Source organism: Brucella anthropi, from assembly GCF_046630315.1.
Lineage (GTDB): Bacteria > Pseudomonadota > Alphaproteobacteria > Rhizobiales > Rhizobiaceae > Brucella > Brucella anthropi_A.
Genome location: NZ_LQBD01000015.1, coordinates 23,758 through 40,333, shown reverse-complemented (window position 1 = coordinate 40,333; position 16,576 = coordinate 23,758). Strand labels below are relative to the sequence as shown.

Below are 16,576 nucleotides of genomic sequence, written 5' to 3'. Positions count from 1 at the left end.
GAATAGGGGAATAAGGGAGTAGGGGAGTATGTTTTGGTTGCGCATGACCGCAACCACCATATTCTTCACTGCCCTACTGCCCTACTGCCCTACTGCCCTACTGCCCTACTGCCCTACTGCCCTACTGCCCTACTCACGCCGCTGCCGCGTCCAGCTGATCGCGGATCATGCGGGTTGCTTCGTCACGGCTCGTCGGCTGGCCGAACATGAAGCTCTGCACATATTCGCAACCCATCTGGCGAAGCTGAAGCGCATCGCTTTCGCTCTCCACGCCTTCGGTCACGACGGCGAGGCCGAGATCGTGCGCCATGCTCACAATCGAGCGCAGCAGGGTGGCTTTCTGTGGCTGGTCGCCCTTCACGAAGGACCGGTCGATCTTGATGATATCGAACGGAAAGCGCGTGAGGTAGGCGAGCGAGGAATAACCCGTCCCGAAATCGTCGAGCGACAAGCCGATGCCCATGGTTTTAAGCCGGGCCAGGACGTGCGTGGACTGCTCGGGGTTTTCCATCAGGACGGATTCGGTCAGTTCTAGCTTCAGGCTGCCCGGATTGAGATGGATACGGGAAAGCACCGAACGGACATCGTTGATGAGATCCTGGCGGATGAGTTGCGTGGATGACAGGTTGACCGAAACGAAAAGGTCGAGCTTCGGGAATAGTTCCTGCCACGCATACAGATCTTCCGCAGCCCGTTGCATCGCAAACAGGCCAAGCTGGATGATAAGACCGGAATTCTCGGCAATGGGAATGAACTCCGATGGTGAAATGGCGCCGCGCCGCGGATGCTCCCAGCGCATGAGCGCCTCAAAACCGGCAATGGTGCCTTCATCAAGCTTGACGATCGGCTGATAGACAAGGCTGATTTCATCGCGTTCAAGCGCGCGCCGCAGATCGGATTCAAGCTGGAGCTTGTCGCTGCCGATGGCTCTGAATGCCGGACGAAACGGCTCGATGCGATCCCCACCGAAACGCTTGGCCTGATACATGGCAAGTTCGGCATCCTTCACGAAATCCTCGGCAGTTGTTGCCGTTTTCGTCCAGGTAATCAGGCCGATGGACGATGTGAGAACGATCTCGCGCTTTGCATAGGCAATGGGCGCGCGCACAGCCTGACGCAGGGCCTCGGCAAAGGAGGCGATGCGCCCCGGATCGCTTTCGGAAGCCAGCAACAGGCCGAACTGGTCGGAAGACAGGCGCGAGAGCGTATCCTGCGGCTTCATGAGCCGCGCCAGGCGGCGCGAAACGGTGAGCAGGATCGTATCGCCTGCCGACATGCCAAGGCTGTCATTGACCTGCTTGAAGCGGTCTATGTCGATGATGAACACCGTTGGGTGGAGATTGTTCTCGCCACGCGCCATGTTCATGACGTTGCTCAGACGGTCGAGGAACAGTTCGCGATTGGGAAGGCCGGTCAGATTGTCGTGCACGGCGTCGTGCAGGAGCCGTTCTTCGGCTTTCTTCTGTTCCGTCACATTGACCAGCGTGCCGACGCAGCGCACCACTTCGCCATCCGATCCGATGACCGGACGGGCGCGAAGCGCATACCAGTGATAGTGGCCGTCATTGGCGCGCAGCCGGAAAATCTGGCCGATGCGCCCGCGCCGGTTTTCCAGAATGGCATCAAGCGTGGAGCGGAACCGGTCGCGGTCATCGGCGTGCATGACGGGAAGCCAGTTGCGCACCGGGCCTTGCAGGCTGCTGGCTGTATTGCCGAGATAATTGGCGATGTCGGGTGTCGTCACCACGCGGTCGCGCGGCACATCCCAGTCCCAGACGATATCGCCCGCACCGATGACGGCGAGGGCCTGTCGCTCCATGTCGGAGAGCAGCCCCTGTTGCAGCGCTCCGCCTGCGAATGCATGCTGCATGACGGTGAAACCGATCAGAAGCACGATCAGGACAAGACCGCCGCCAAGGGCAGGCTGCACGATATCGTTATCGAGGCTGCCCGAAACCGTCATCCAGGCGCCCAGCAACCATATGAGGGTGAGCAGCCAGGCGGGTATCAGCATGACGGCGCGATCATACCCCTTGACCGCCAGATAACCGATGATGGCAACACCGGACAGGACGGTGAGCGCTAGAGAAATGCGTGCAACGCCGGAGGCGACCGGCGGATCGAAGACGGCCACCCCCGCAAGTGCCAGCAGGCCCAATACCCATGTCACCGCGCCATAGCTGAAATGATCGTGCCAGCGGTTGAGATTGAGATAGGTGAAGAGGAAGATCACAAGCGAGGCGGCAAGCGCCACTTCGGTCCCGGCGCGCCAAATCTGCTCATTGCCGGGCGTAATCTCCATCAGCTTGTTCCAGAAGCCGAAATCCACGCAGATATAGGCCAGAACCGCCCAGGCAAGCGCGGCGGTGGCCGGGAACAGGGAAGTGCCCTTGACCACGAAAAGGATAGTCAGAAACAGCGCCAGCAGGCCGGAAATGCCGAGCAGGATGCCGCGATAGAGCGTGTAGGAATTGACCGCATCCTTGTAGGCCTCCGGCTCCCACAGATAGAGCTGCGGCAGGTTGTGCGAGGAGAGCTCTGCCACAAAGGTGATGACGCTGCCGGGATTGAGCGTGATGCGAAAGACGTCCGCATCCGCACTTGGCTGGCGGTCGAGCGCAAAGCCTTCGCTGGGCGTGATCGATGCAATGCGCGGAGAACCGAGATCGGGCCAGATGACGCCGGAGTCGACGAGACGGAAATGCGGCGCCACAATCAGGCGGTCGATCTGCTCGTCGGTCGGGTTTGCGATGGAAAAAGCGGCCCAGTCGCCGGATGCCTTGCTGTTCTGGTCTGCCTGCACTTCGATGCGGCGGACAATGCCGTCGGGACCGGGAGCGGTCGATACCTGCACGCTTTCGCCCTTGTTGCGCAGAAGTTCGACAGCGCGGGACAGGTCGAGGGCGGTATCTTCCTTGGAAATCTTGATCGGTTCGATGGCTGATGCCTGGACGACCGAAACGGTCAGAAAAACCATGAGCGCGAGAAAACGCGCACCAGCAACAAACCACTTATCCGCAAAACCCTTCACGAGCGTTCAACCTTGCCATTGATCATGCGGCTATCCGTCATACGTTTGTCGCCTTCTATAAGGGCAAAAAGCAGGTGGTCCTGCCAGAAGCCGTTTATCTTGAGATAGGAACGCAACAGTCCTTCTCTCTCAAATCCGGCTTTTTCGAGAAGCCGTATCGAACGCATGTTATGAGGGATACAGGCTGCTTCAATCCGGTGCAACCGCAGTTGGTCAAATGCAAAGGGGATAACCAGCGATAGCGCTTCGGTCATATAACCCTTGCCGGCATAGGGTGCGCCGCTCCAGTAGCCGATCATGCCGCTCTGGCCGACGCCGCGCCGGATATTGCCGAGCGTAATGCCGCCGACAAGCTTGTTGTCGCTGTTGCGGAACACAAAGAACGGATAGGCGGTCCCGGCCGATATTTCATCCTGAAACCGTCTTATCCGATGGCGAAAGGCGCTTTTGGTCAGGTCGTCATCGGGCCAGGTCGGCTCCCACGGCGTGAGAAAGGCCCGGCTTTGCTCGCGCAGGCCGGCCCAGCTTGCAAAATCGCTCATCATCGGCTCGCGCAGGTAAATGCGCTGCCCACGCAGTGTGGTCGGATTGCTTTTGCGGAAGGGCAGGCCGATCATGACGGGTTAGGGGAGTATGGGAGTAGGGGAATAGGGGAGTAGGAAAAACAAAATGTTCAAGGTCACATACTCCCCTATTCCCCTACTCACTTATTCCCTTAAACAGCAATCTTCCTCGTATGCGCATTGGTCGAAAGCGCATCGGTCAGGTGATCGAAGCTCATGAGGCGGCCAATGGGGCCGACGCCTGCGATAGTGGGTTTGCTGTCGAGAAAAAGCCGTCCGGCAAGATCGGTCAGGCGTTTGGGCGTGATGAGGGACAAACGGTCCAGCAATTCGCTGTTTTCAACCGGGCGCCCATAGAGCAGGAACTGGCGCGCGATCTGGCCCGCGCGGCTTGCCGCACTTTCCTGCGACATGAGCAGGCTTGCCCGATATTGCGCGCGGGCGCGGTCCACTTCGTCCAGGCCGATGGAGTGGGCTGCCTTGTGCAATTCGTCGATAATGACCGGCACGAGTTCGACAAGCTCGTCGCGCCCCGTCGCGGCATGGATGCCGAACAGGCCCGTATCGGAAAAGCCCCAATGGAAGGCATAGACCGAATAGCAGAGCCCGCGCTTCTCGCGTACTTCCTGGAAAAGCCGCGAGGACATGCCGCCGCCAAGGATCATCGAAAGAAGCTGCGAGGCGTAGAAATCGCGCACATGATAGGCGCGTCCCTCGAAGCCGATCAGGACCTGCGCATCCATGAGTTCGCGGTGTTCGCGGAAATCCCCGCCGACATAATGGGCAAGGTCGAGCGTGGGAGCCGTATTGTGGGCGCGGAAGCCGCCGAGGCGCTTTTCCACTTCCTTCACGAAAGCATCGTGATCGACGCCGCCCGCGGCCGTCACGACCATGCGGTCGGCGCTGTACTGCTCTTCCATGTACTGGCGCAGATCGGCGGAGGTGAAAGACATGACCGTGTCGGGCTCGCCCAGGATGGCGCGTCCGATCGGTTGATGGCGATAGGCTGTTTCGGTGAAACGATCGAAGACGATATCGTCGGGCGTGTCGTGCGCCGCGCCGATTTCCTGCATGATGACCTGTTTCTCGCGTTCCAGTTCGGCTTCATCGAATTTGGAGGCCGTCAGGATGTCGGAAAGAATGTCGATGGCAAGCGGCACATCATTGCGCAGTACACGCGCATAATAGGATGTGGTCTCGACGCTGGTGGCGGCATTGATCTCGCCGCCGACATTTTCAATATCCGATGCGATCTGCCAGGCCGTGCGATTTTCCGTACCCTTGAAGGCCATGTGCTCCAGCAGGTGAGCAATGCCGTGACGGTCTGGGGCTTCGTTTCGCGCTCCGGCCTTGACCCAGATTCCAAGCGCCACGCTTTCCACGTGGGACATCGTATCGGTGGCTATCGTCAACCCGTTGGGAAGACGCGTTACTTCAACACCCATAAGCAAATTGCTCCCTGCATTCCCGCTCTGGTTCTCGTCTCGGAGCCGGTCTTTAAGCTCTCGAATGGCGGCGAACGTATTCTTCCACGATTTTCAGGTCGTTGTGAAGAACTGTGAAGCTTTCTTTTCGCTGCATCAAGTCCGAAAGCCATGCCGGAAGCTGCGGTTCGACACCGCTCGCAGCCTTTACGGCATCGGGGAATTTGGCCGGATGGGCGGTCGCAAGGACAACCATCGGCGCGGCCCCGGACACATTTTCGCGAGCGACCTTCACCCCGATTGCCGAGTGCGGATCAAGCAGATAGCCGTCGGCCTCCAGCACGGATTTGATGGTTTGCGCGGTCTCTGCAACATTGGAACGGCCCGCAGAAAATTCGCCGCGGATCGCCGCAAGCGGCTTTTCGGAGATGGAGAAGCCGCCGGATTGCTTCAGGCTTTCCATCAGGCCGCGCAATGCGGCCGCGTCGCGTCCATGGGCTTCGAACAGAAGGCGCTCGAAGTTCGAGGAAATCTGGATATCCATCGATGGCGATGTCGTCTGCGCGACGCCGCGCATTTCATAGGCGCCGCTGTCCAGCGTGCGCGAGAGAATGTCATTGTCGTTGGTGGCGATGATGAGCCGTTCGATGGGCAGTCCCATGCGCTTGGCGACATAGCCCGCGAAAATATCGCCGAAATTGCCCGTCGGCACTGTGAAGGATACGGCGCAGTCCGGTGCGCCGAGGCTCAGCGCCGCCGTAAAGTAATAGACCACCTGCGGCATGATGCGGGCCCAGTTGATCGAGTTCACACCCGAAAGCGACAGCGCATCCCGGAACGGAAGATCGTTGAACATGCCTTTCACAAGGTTCTGGCAATCGTCGAAATTGCCTTCGATGGAAAGGGCATGGACATTGGAGAAGCCGGATGATGTCATCTGGCGCTGCTGCACCGGCGACACGCGCCCGTTGGGGAACAGGATGAAGATGTCGGTATTGTCGCGCCCGCCGAAGGCTTCGATGGCCGCGCCGCCTGTATCGCCGGACGTGGCACCGACGATCGTTGCCCGTTCGCCGCGCTGTGCCAGAACATGGTCCATCATGCGGGCGAGAAGCTGCATGGCGACGTCCTTGAAGGCGAGCGTCGGGCCATGAAAAAGCTCCAGGACGAATTCATTTGCACCCGTCTGGACCAGCGGGCAGACCGCATCGTGGCGGAAAGTCCCATAGGCTTCATGCACCATGCGGCGGAAATCCGAATGGGGAATTTCGCCGTCGACAAAAGGCGTGAGCACGGCCAGCGCAATATCCACATAGGATTTTCCGCGCAGCTCGCGGATCTGTTCCGGCGAAAACTGGGGATAATCCTGCGGCAGATAAAGACCGCCATCCCGGGCAAGACCGGCGAGCAATGCATCGCTGAACCCCAGGACCGGCGCTTCCCCACGCGTGCTTACATATTTCATTTCTTGGGCCTTCGTTTCAGATCGGTGCGGTTTTGAGCCGCGTAATCCAATAGAGCCTCCCTAAAAAAGCCGCAAGGTTTTAAAGCATGTCGACATGGATGGGGGTTGCTCTCCGGAGCAAAAAACGGGAAAACGTCATCGCGCTACACGCATGCGTGATGTAGAAGACAGGTCGATCAGTGCAGGGAAGCCCGGTTTATGCAAACAGCACCACAGAATCGTTCATCGTTGTTTCCAGTCTTTGCAACGGTTTTGCTCGCAGCCCTCGCAGGCTGCACAACCAGCGGCACGGATAAGGCCGCGGACGGAGCCGCAGGCGCCGCGCTGACCACGCCTGCCGCATCCGGCGACCAGCGCGTCAAGGAATCCGAGCTGCGCGCTTTCTGCCCATCCGTTTCGCTGCGGGACGGCACGGCCTTTTTCAACACCTACGAAAAGGGCGGCGATAAGGATCCGGCCCGCGTGATCTATCAGGCCGCCCTGACCGATACGACCCGCGCCTGCCAGTATGGCGCCGGTACGATGACGATCGATGTTGCGGCTGCCGGCAAGGTTGTGCCCGGCCCGAAATACAAGAGCGGCACCATCACCATGCCCGTCCGTGTCGCTGTCCGCCAGGGCGATCAGGTGATCTATTCCAAATTGCACAAGCAGTCGGTTACGATCGCCAATGGGGACACCGCCACCCAGTTCGTCTTCAATGACAAGGCGATCACGGTGCCGATGACGGACAAGAACAATATCCAGATTTTCGTCGGTTTCGATGAAGGTCCATACAACACGAAATAAAGAACTGCCAAAAGGCTTTTCTTCTTGAAATGATTTTCAGAATGATGCGCAGGGATATTTTCTGCGCATCATTTTTAGGGGCTGTATAAACATATATTAATTTAGTCTATTCGTTAGTATATATGGTTCTTTGTGGGTCTTTAATTTTATGATTGGATGATGATATAGTTCGTTTTTTATTTTAATGCGGTATTAATGAAAATCATAGTAGTATTTGTGCATTCGATTTGATTTGTGTGTGATTTTTATCGCCGGGTTTCGTCGCGTCGCAATTGAATGGCGGCAATGGTTGATTGCGAGAGATCCCCGAGCGGACTGCGATATATTCAGGGACAAGACCATATGCGATTTGATCGCAGTAAATTTTTAAAGCCTGTTCCACTTGTTTTGCTTGTCATGCTGTTTTTGGGCGCAGCATTTGGACAATGGATAGGCAATCGACTTCGAATTGCGGATGAAGAGCGGCACATGAATATCTACATGGCCGCCCTGCTTGCCCATGCGAACCGCGTGGTCGTGTCCGCCCGCGAAACGATAGAGGCAGCCGATCATTCATCGTATGAAATGTGCTCCCCGGAAGAGATGACCTATCTGCGCAAGCTGGTCTTTTCCGCATATCATATCAAGGATATAGGCCGGTTTCGCGGTGATCGCCTGATCTGTTCGACGCTCATGGGCGATATTCCCGGACAGCCGAGGCGTTCGGCTGCCGACATTCATTTGCAGGATGGCACCTATGTCTACAGCGACAGGTCCCTGATTACGCCGGGCAGCCACGGTTCCGTGATTGGCAAGGACACGGTCAATGTTGTTCTCAGTTCGGCGGCATTCGATCTGCTCCACACGCAGCAATACGGCTTTGCCATCTATATGCGCGATGCCGATCAGAAGCGATTTGCACGCCTTTACGGCTATCCGTCGGGCAATGTGCCTGTTCCCGACTTCAATGACCCCGGACGGAAATATGATGTGCTGAGCAGCGGCATCAGGGAGTTTCGTTGCGACGACAATACGAGCGTCTGCATCGCGCTCGAAGCGAAGCTGGACAATTCCAGCAATTCCGCCCGCTGGAAGTCCGTTATCGCGATCGGTCTTGGCCTCCTTGCCGGGGCGAGCCTCGGTCTGGGCTGGTTTGCCTATCACAATCGCGAACGTCCGCTGGCTTCCATGCTCGGCAAGGCCTTGAAGGCGCGGCAGCTGGATGTCGTTTACCAGCCGGTGGTCAATGTTGCTGATGGGAAGATCACGGGGTTTGAGGCACTCTTGCGCTGGCAGCTGCAAACGGGCGATCTGGTTCCGCCCGATGTGTTCATCGCGAAGGCGGAAGAAAAGGGGATGGCCTGCCGTGTGACGGCCTATGTCATCGATCGCGTCATGGAGGAAATGGGTGATCTGCTGCGCCGCAACCGCGATATCCAGATCAATATCAATATCACTGCAAACGATGTCCAGGCGCCTGCGTTTCTGAAGAACATCCGGGCGAAACTGGCTGTGGCCGGCATCGATCCCCGCCAGATCGGGCTTGAATTGACGGAGCGAACGGCTGTCGATGTTTCCAGGGCGTCGGAAGGTATCCGCCAGCTTCGCGAGCAGGGGCATCGAATTTACATCGACGATTTTGGAACCGGCTATTCCAGCCTTGCCTATCTTGGCGAATTGCAGATCGATGCCATCAAGATCGACAAGGCTTTCACGCGCACCGTCTCCGTGGATGGCGAGACGGTGTCGATTGTGCCGCAGATCATATCGATGGCGCGCCAGCATAATCTGGGCATCGTGGTCGAGGGGATAGAGACGGAAGCCCAGGCGGATTATTTCCGCAGGATGAAGACGCCGATGACCGCTCAGGGCTGGTTTTACGGCAAGCCGATTTCGGCGGACGGCGCAATCGCTCTGGTGGCAATCACGGTGCCGAAAACCAGACCGAAACGCGCCAAAGCGCTCTCTCGGGGAGCCTGAGCTTCCGGTTTGTGGATAAATACGGATCGATAAAATTCGAATTAAATGCGATTGTCAGTGTGAAAGGAATGGCAACGGCTTTGCGCTAATGTGGGCCCATGCAACACAAATACGAACGCATTCTTGAACCGACGGACACTTGGGCGATCTTCGATACGTCCACTGGCGAACCCGTCATCATGGGAACCCGTATGCTGATCGGCCTCTCGGAAAGCGAAGCCGAAGAGCTTCTGGCCATTCTCAACGCGCCGCCCAAGGGGCGCAACAAGCAATCCGCCGCCTGACAAGGCCAGGCGTCGGATTATCTCCTTCAGGCATCGGTCCAGATGGACAGGGCTTCAATAACGCTGGGCAGGTCCTTGTGGCGATGGATAACCGTCTCCGCACCGGCATCGGTCAGCTTGTCGGCATGGCCGGGATAGGTGTGGGCGCCGCCGGTAAAGCCGATCACGCGCATGCCGGCGGCGCGCGCGCCCTCTATGCCATGCGCGGAATCCTCGATCACGATGACATTCTTCGGGTCGACCCCGAAATGCTTGGCGGCGTAGAGGAAGACGTCGGGGGCGGGCTTGGTCTTCTTCGTGCCGACTTCCTTTGCCGAAAAAATATTGGGCGCAAACAGATCATAAAGCCCAACGCGCTTCAGCATTGTTTCCAACCGATGGCCGGTGGAGTTGGAGCAGATGCATTTTTGCAGCTTCAGCGCCGATGCGACATCCCCGATATCTTCAACCGCCTGAACCTCGTTGGCGAGCCTCTCGTCCAGAATCCTTTCGGATTTGTCGAGAAGCGATGCTGAAAGCGGAATTCCGGCCTCGCGTTCCACCGTCAGAAGAATATCCTGCCAGGTCAGGCCGGCAAAACGCTCGGCCATTTCATCGGCGGCGATCTGATAACCGGCTTCGGTGAGAAGAGCGGATTCGACTTCCGCCGCGATGATTTCGGAATCCACCAAAACGCCGTCGCAATCGAAAATGATGAGGGACGCTGCCGCCATGATCATAGCCTTTTTATTGGGAGGGGAGGGCACCGGCAGCAGCCGGAAATACCGGGGTTGAGCTACACTTTTATAGTGAGGTCGTCAAATCGGATGCTGTCCGAATTCAGAGCCTGTTCCAAAAGTCGTCCTGTGTGGCTGCAAATGGCAATTTTTTGCGTTCCGGTGCTCATGTAGCTTTCTCAGGCGCATAGTCTTATCCGAAAAGTCTGCAACTTTTCGGGACTATGCTTGGAAGTACATTGCGCTCCGGTACTCGAAAATCACCATTTTCGCACACACATGCCGCTTTTTGATTCAGTCTCTCAGACCTCGCCGGAAACTTCGCGCCGCCGCCGGTCCAGCTCCTCGCTGTAGCGGCGAAGTGTGTGCGCCTCGCTCAAAAGGCCCAGAACCTTTCGCTCCTGCGCATTGTTCACGACGGCCAGCGCTTCGCTTTCCGCCCGGTCGAAACGGGCAACCGCTTCCTTGGCGTTCATCTGCGGCAACAGGAACTCGTCCTGATATTTGAGGAGCGCGCTGATGCTGTGCTCGCCATCGGATGTGTCGAAGCTGTCGGCATAAACCTCCGGGACCGGAATCATGCCGACATAGCGCCCCTCGGCATCGACCGCGATCACGCGCTGCGTTGATCCAAGCGGAAAATCGTGGCGGAATGTATCGATGTCCGTGTCGATCGGCACGGTGCGCACATCGTGACGCATCATCCGGTTGACGGTCAGATTGCGTATCCATCCGATATCGTGGGCGGACCGGATGGCCTCGCCCCGCAGGTGGAAGCGCCACGTTGCGAAGGAGTAGCCGAAGGTCTTGCGCACCATCAGCGACGATGAAACCACCGCACCCAGCACGAGCATGGAAATCGGAAAGTCGCCGGTCAGTTCCAGCGCGAGGAACGTCATGGTCATCGGCCCGCCGACAACCGCGACGGCAAGCGAACTCATGCCGATGACGGCATAGACTTCCGGCGAAAGGGCAAGACCGGCAGGGAGTACGGTTCCCGCCACTGCGGCGAAAAGCTTGCCCGTCAATGCGCCGAGAAACAGCGATGCGAAGAACAGGCCGCCGCGGAAGCCCGCGCCGATGGAAACCGCCGAGGCGAGCGATTTGGTGAAGATCAGGAGCAGGAGCACCGGTATGGTGATGTGCGCATTGAGATCGAGATGCAGGGCGCCATGACCGGAGGCCAGAACCTGCGGCGAAAAGAACGCGATCATGCCGACAATCGCACCGCCGATTGCCGGAGCCATGACATTGGGAACCACGCTGCGTCGGGCGAGCGTTTCGACAAAGGTAACGCCGCGCATGATGAGAATGGCAATGCCCGCCGAAAAGAAACCGAGAACGAGCGCGGGAACGTAATCGCGCGGGGTGATGTCGTTGATCTGGCCGATATCGATGACGAAGGGCGTGCCGCCGATTGCCTGCGTCACCAGCGCGCCAACGATCGCGGCCACGACGACGGGCGCGAGCGTGGCAATAGAATAGACGCCGATGATGAGTTCGAAGGCATAGAAAGCCCCTGTCAGCGGCGCATTGAATGCGCTGGCGATGGCCGCAGCCGCACCGCAGCCGACCAGCGTTCGCAAATCTGCGCGGCGAAGCTTGAGCGCCCGGCCGATGCGGGAGGCAAAACCGCTCGCAAGCTGCGTATAGGCGGCTTCCAGGCCGACCGACGCGCCGAAGCCGTTGGAGATCAGGTTCTGGCCGACCAGAATGAAACTGTCCGTGAGCGATAGGCGCCCGCCATGAAGCGCATTGGCTTCGATGGGGTCGACGATGGGGCGTTTGCGCCAGCGTGCGAGAACCCAGATCACGATCCCCATCAAGATGCCGCCCGCAAGCGGGGCGATATAGGCGCTCGATTGCAGCGAGGATGCCGAACTCAGTTTTTCGCCCGGTTCGAGGGCGAATATCGCCTGGTGCATCCATTGCGAAATGCCGCCAATGGCGGCGACCATCAGTCCTGAAATGATGCCGATCAGGGTGCCGGCAATGACAAGGCCAATTTCACTGCCGCGAACCAGTGCGCGCATGCGAAAGGGTACAAAGAGAACCCGCAAATACCGGTTATGTCGCAGCTCAGCGATATTCATCATAAAATACACCGGACCAGCGGGCGGCTCGCATGCCCGCTACGCAAACTCTGGAATTGACGGTCGACTATAGGCAAAAAGGGATAACCAAGCCTTATCGATGGCAAGACGATAAAACCACCATTGCACAGCGATCGCGGCGTTAAGATGACAGGCGGCAAAATGTTGAGAAGCCCGCAGCGACCAAAAAGCCCGGAACTGCGGTCTTTCCCTGCCGTTTAAGAAAAGATTTACGATTTCAACTACTTGGCGTTAACTGCATATTTACCCTACCCGGTAACCATAAGGACAAGTTTTTTGCGTCCACAGGTAATCGAGTATCCCATGTCTCTTGTACGTCTTGCACATGAGTTGCCCATCGAGGCTCCGCGTACCGCCTGGCTTGACTCCATCATCAAGGGTGATTGCGTGTCCGCCCTGGAGCGCCTGCCGGATCATTCCGTGGACGTGATCTTTGCCGATCCTCCCTACAATCTCCAGCTTGGCGGCGACCTGCACCGCCCCGACCAGTCCATGGTCAGCGCGGTGGACGATCACTGGGACCAGTTCGAGAGCTTTCAGGCCTATGATGCCTTCACGCGGGCCTGGCTGATGGCCTGCCGCCGCGTGTTGAAGCCGAACGGCACCATCTGGGTCATCGGCTCCTATCACAACATCTTCCGCGTTGGCTCGCAGTTGCAGGATCTCGGCTTCTGGCTGCTGAACGACATCATCTGGCGCAAGACGAACCCGATGCCGAATTTCCGTGGCCGACGTTTCCAGAATGCGCACGAAACGCTGATCTGGGCCTCGCGAGACCAGAAGGGCAAGGGCTACACCTTCAATTATGAAGCGATGAAGGCCGCCAATGACGATGTGCAGATGCGCTCGGACTGGCTGTTCCCCATCTGCACCGGTTCCGAACGCCTGAAGGACGAAAACGGCGACAAGGTTCACCCCACCCAGAAGCCGGAAGCGCTGCTTGCCCGCATCATGATGGCATCCAGCAAGCCGGGCGACGTCATTCTCGACCCGTTCTTCGGTTCCGGCACGACCGGCGCGGTTGCCAAGCGCCTCGGACGCCACTTCGTCGGCATCGAGCGCGAACAGAGCTATATCGAGGCGGCAACGGCGCGTATCGACGCTGTGGAACCGCTGGGCAAGGCCGAACTGACGGTCATGACCGGCAAACGGGCTGAACCGCGTGTCGCATTCACCAGTGTTCTTGAGGCTGGCCTTTTGCGTCCCGGCACGGTGCTTTGTGATGAGCGTCGCCGTTTTGCTGCCATTGTTCGCGCCGATGGTACGTTGGCTGCCAATGGCGAAGCGGGTTCGATCCATCGCATCGGTGCAAAAGTCCAGGGCTTCGATGCCTGCAATGGATGGACCTTCTGGCACTATGAGGAAAACGGCGCGCTGAAGCCAATCGATGCCTTGCGCAAGGTCATTCGCGACCAAATGGCAGTTGCAGGCGCTTAAAACATGTCTCCCGAAGGCGGGAACCGGTTTCGGGATAGGGACATGCGCAGACGATCAGTTATCGGACGGCCTCCAGCATAGTCTGATAGTGAGGCGCTCGAAGCATCGGCTTCGGGCGCCTTCGCTGTTTTTGGGGCAGGGAAACGAGTTTCAGAAAGTGAGACCCAGCGCCTTCAGATCGGCGCCAAGCTTGCCCGCATCCGTAAAATGCACGGCCTGCCAGCCAGCCTGTCTGGCGCCTTCGACATTGTGCATCGTGTCATCGATGAAAAGGGTTGCGGCCGGGTCGAGGTCGAACGAAGCAATGTGATGATCGTAGATTTCCCGGTCGGGTTTCAGCATGCGGACATCGCCCGATACGGTCACGCCCCGGCTTTCGGTCAGAAACGGAAAGCGCGCCTGTGCTTCGCGAAACGTATCGGAAGCGAAATTCGTCAGCATGGTAACATCGTGGCCCTGTCCGATCAGTCCGCGAAGAATGGCGACGCTATCCGCATAGGCATGCGGCACCATGCGGTTCCAGTTTTGCCGGAAAGCACGGATATGATCGCTTTTCTCGGGATAGGCATCGATCAGAAGCGCTTCGGCCTCCTGCCAGCCCCGGCCGCGATCCTGTTCGATATTCCATGCGCTGGTGCAGATGTTTTCCAGAAACCAGCGCCGTTCGGCAGCGTCAGGAATGATATCCAGATAGGCAAGTTCCGGGTCATAATGGATAAGGACCTTGCCTATATCGAAAACCACATGTTTGACGGAATGGTTCAACGGTGTTTCCTCCCCCGTTTGAAAGCTTCTGGTATGGCGGCGGTGATCGCCTTTTTCATGACGGTCGGCAATGCCTCATCCGAAAGCTCATCCGGACGGGACCACCATCCATCCGTGGACGCGGCCTTGCCGACATTGTCCGACCGATAGACGGAGAGCCGCAGTTCGAAATGGGTGAAAACATGCGTAATCGAACCGGAAGCGGTCCATTGGGCCGGGAACGGTGCGGCGGCGATGGTCGCATCTCCGTCGATGCGGGCGGTCCAATGGCTGCCCGGAACTTCAGTCATCCCGGCGAGCAGGCCCTCACCCTTCCGTTTGCGCAGGAAAATCGAGCCGTCTTCCGCTATGGCGATGAATGCCGCTCCGGTGCGGATGGGCTTTTCGGCCTTGGGCGCCTTGACGGGAAACTCCTCCGGGTCGCGCGAGGTGAGCGCGAGGCAACCGTCATTGAGCGGACAGATCGCGCAGGCCGGACGCCTTGGCGTGCATATGGTTGCCCCCAGGTCCATCATGGCCTGTGCAAAATCTCCGGGCCTGTTGGCTGGGGTCAATTGCCCCATCCGTGCCCGAATTTCCGTTTTTGCCGCGGGGAGGGGTGTGTCTATCGCATAAAGCCGCGCGATCACGCGCTCCACATTGCCGTCGACGACGGCAACTGCCTCGCCAAATGCAATCGCGGCGATTGCCGCCGAGGTGTAATCTCCTATTCCGGGAAGCTCCTTCAAGGCGAGGGCATTGTCGGGAAACCTGCCGCCATGCCGGTGGACTATGGCATCGGCGCATTTTTTCAGGTTGCGCGCGCGTGAATAATAGCCAAGTCCCGCCCATGCGCGCAGAATATCGTCTTCGCTCGCCCGCGCCATGTCCTGGACAGCGGGCCAGCGTTCGACAAATTTTGTGAAATAGGATTTTACCGCCTCAACCGTCGTCTGCTGAAGCATGATTTCCGAGAGCCAGACGCGGTAGGGGTCTGGGCTGACGCCCGATGCCTGTTCAGCCGGGCTGACGCGCCACGGCAAAACCCGGTGGTGGCGGTCATACCAATGCAGGAGTATCGTACTTCGATCGGATATGGCGGAATTCAGCATGGGAAGGATATCGGGTAACAGTTGGGCCTCATTCTGATTAATGCCTCATTTTTACAATTGATAGAAACAATGCTGTGCATATTAGGGCAGGGCGCATAGAAGTTTGTCTGTGAGTCTCCCGACGTGTTCCTGTGCTTGTGGCAGAAAGAGAATAAGTGGATCGTTCTGTACCTGTCTATGTCATCAATCTTGCGCGGTCGCGTGACCGCTGGGACAGGCTGAAGTCCAATGCCGATGCGCTTTCGATCGATCTGCGGCGCGTGGAAGCGGTCGAGGGAAAATTGCTTTCTCCGGAAGAACTGGCGAATTTCGATGAGGCAAGGTTTCGTCGCTGGCATGGAAAAGTGGCGCTGCCTGCGGAAATAGGCTGTTACTTCAGCCATATCCGGGCATTGGAAATGATAGCCGATGCGCCTGAGCCTTTCGCGGTAATTGTGGAAGACGATGTGTTGCTGGCGCCGGCATTCAGTGCCTCGGTAAAGCAAATGACATATATTCAGGGTTGGGACGTCATCAAGCTCGTCAATCATCGCCTTTCGGCGTTCCGTCCATTCCTGCGGGTGAATGACCAAATAACGGTCGGACGTTGCCTGCACGGGCCGATGGGAAGTGCTGCCGCTTATCTCGTGACCAGGCAGGCCGCGAAAAAATTGAGCAATGCCATCCGCACCATGCGTTTGCCTTATGATGTAGAGCTTGAACGCGGGTGGTCGGGAGGCCATGAGATATTTACGACGAACATGCCTCTTGTTTCTTTTTCGGACACGGAATCGACGATTACTCCAAGCCGTTTTATTTATGCCAAGGCGCGTTTGCCGATATACAAAAGGATGAGCACGCTTGTCTTTCGAGCGACTGACTATGTTCGGCGAATCGCTTACGGTTTAAATAAGAAGGGGCTAACAGAGGCTAAAAGTTGAGTTATTTCAAAAAATCTT

The 16,576-nt window shown here is 57.8% G+C and carries 13 protein-coding genes and 1 pseudogene; 6 read left to right on the top strand and 8 right to left on the bottom strand.

The features are described 5' to 3' along the window. Positions 1–133: 133 nt before the first annotated feature. The 4 genes from pdeA to thrC all read right to left on the bottom strand — a co-directional run bounded on the left by pdeA (position 134) and on the right by thrC (position 6,483). The gene (gene pdeA / locus AVM02_RS10380; RefSeq protein WP_411506931.1) at positions 134–2,977 is read right to left on the bottom strand and encodes a phosphodiesterase PdeA; all 2,844 of its coding nucleotides are present in this window, start codon (positions 2,975–2,977) and stop codon (positions 134–136) included. 50 nt (positions 2,978–3,027) lie between these two features. Next, positions 3,028–3,648 (bottom strand): GNAT family N-acetyltransferase, encoded by a 621-nt coding sequence (locus tag AVM02_RS10375; RefSeq protein ID WP_411506890.1) that lies wholly within the window; start codon positions 3,646–3,648, stop codon positions 3,028–3,030. Between the two features lie 98 nt (positions 3,649–3,746). After that, the gene (locus AVM02_RS10370; RefSeq protein WP_411506889.1) at positions 3,747–5,039 is read right to left on the bottom strand and encodes a M16 family metallopeptidase; all 1,293 of its coding nucleotides are present in this window, start codon (positions 5,037–5,039) and stop codon (positions 3,747–3,749) included. Between the two features lie 52 nt (positions 5,040–5,091). Beyond that, the gene (thrC, locus tag AVM02_RS10365; protein ID WP_411506888.1) at positions 5,092–6,483 is read right to left on the bottom strand and encodes a threonine synthase; all 1,392 of its coding nucleotides are present in this window, start codon (positions 6,481–6,483) and stop codon (positions 5,092–5,094) included. Positions 6,484–6,681: 198 nt separating this feature from the next. Between thrC and AVM02_RS10360 the strand changes: the two genes are divergently transcribed. From AVM02_RS10360 to AVM02_RS10350, 3 genes are all read left to right on the top strand, one after another. Then, the gene (locus AVM02_RS10360) at positions 6,682–7,272 is read left to right on the top strand and encodes a hypothetical protein (RefSeq protein WP_411506887.1); all 591 of its coding nucleotides are present in this window, start codon (positions 6,682–6,684) and stop codon (positions 7,270–7,272) included. A gap of 342 nt (positions 7,273–7,614) precedes the next feature. Further along, entirely contained in the window at positions 7,615–9,231 is a 1,617-nt protein-coding gene (locus AVM02_RS10355; protein WP_411506886.1) for an EAL domain-containing protein, read from the top strand. A 98-nt stretch (positions 9,232–9,329) separates the two neighbouring features. Continuing rightward, positions 9,330–9,515, top strand: a complete 186-nt coding sequence (locus AVM02_RS10350) for a hypothetical protein (protein WP_411506885.1) — start codon at positions 9,330–9,332, stop codon at positions 9,513–9,515. Positions 9,516–9,541: 26 nt separating this feature from the next. Here AVM02_RS10350 and AVM02_RS10345 read toward each other — a convergent pair whose 3' ends face one another. Further along, complete coding sequence (locus tag AVM02_RS10345; RefSeq protein WP_411506884.1) at positions 9,542–10,228, bottom strand: HAD family hydrolase; 687 nt, start codon at positions 10,226–10,228, stop codon at positions 9,542–9,544. A gap of 93 nt (positions 10,229–10,321) precedes the next feature. Here AVM02_RS10345 and AVM02_RS10340 point away from each other — a divergent pair. Next, positions 10,322–10,538: pseudogene (locus AVM02_RS10340) on the top strand (hypothetical protein); the annotation flags it as partial. Here the strand turns inward: AVM02_RS10340 and AVM02_RS10335 are convergent. Beyond that, entirely contained in the window at positions 10,534–12,324 is a 1,791-nt protein-coding gene (locus AVM02_RS10335; RefSeq protein WP_411506930.1) for a chloride channel protein, read from the bottom strand. The pseudogene AVM02_RS10340 and the gene AVM02_RS10335 overlap by 5 nt on opposite strands. Before the next feature lie 324 nt (positions 12,325–12,648). Here AVM02_RS10335 and AVM02_RS10330 point away from each other — a divergent pair, with 324 nt between their 5' ends. After that, positions 12,649–13,782, top strand: a complete 1,134-nt coding sequence (locus AVM02_RS10330; protein ID WP_411506883.1) for a site-specific DNA-methyltransferase — start codon at positions 12,649–12,651, stop codon at positions 13,780–13,782. A gap of 150 nt (positions 13,783–13,932) precedes the next feature. On the opposite strand, the gene AVM02_RS10325 is transcribed toward AVM02_RS10330, so the two are convergent. Further along, positions 13,933–14,547, bottom strand: coding sequence for an HAD family hydrolase (locus tag AVM02_RS10325; RefSeq protein ID WP_411506882.1), 615 nt, complete (start codon positions 14,545–14,547; stop codon positions 13,933–13,935). Continuing rightward, positions 14,544–15,638, bottom strand: coding sequence for an A/G-specific adenine glycosylase (gene mutY / locus AVM02_RS10320; RefSeq protein WP_411506881.1), 1,095 nt, complete (start codon positions 15,636–15,638; stop codon positions 14,544–14,546). The genes AVM02_RS10325 and mutY overlap by 4 nt, the downstream gene beginning before the upstream one ends. A gap of 155 nt (positions 15,639–15,793) precedes the next feature. On the opposite strand from mutY, the gene AVM02_RS10315 reads away from it, so the two are divergent. Continuing rightward, on the top strand, positions 15,794–16,558 hold the full coding sequence (locus AVM02_RS10315) for a glycosyltransferase family 25 protein (RefSeq protein WP_411506880.1): 765 nt from the start codon (positions 15,794–15,796) through the stop codon (positions 16,556–16,558). The last annotated feature ends 18 nt before the right edge of the window (positions 16,559–16,576 follow it).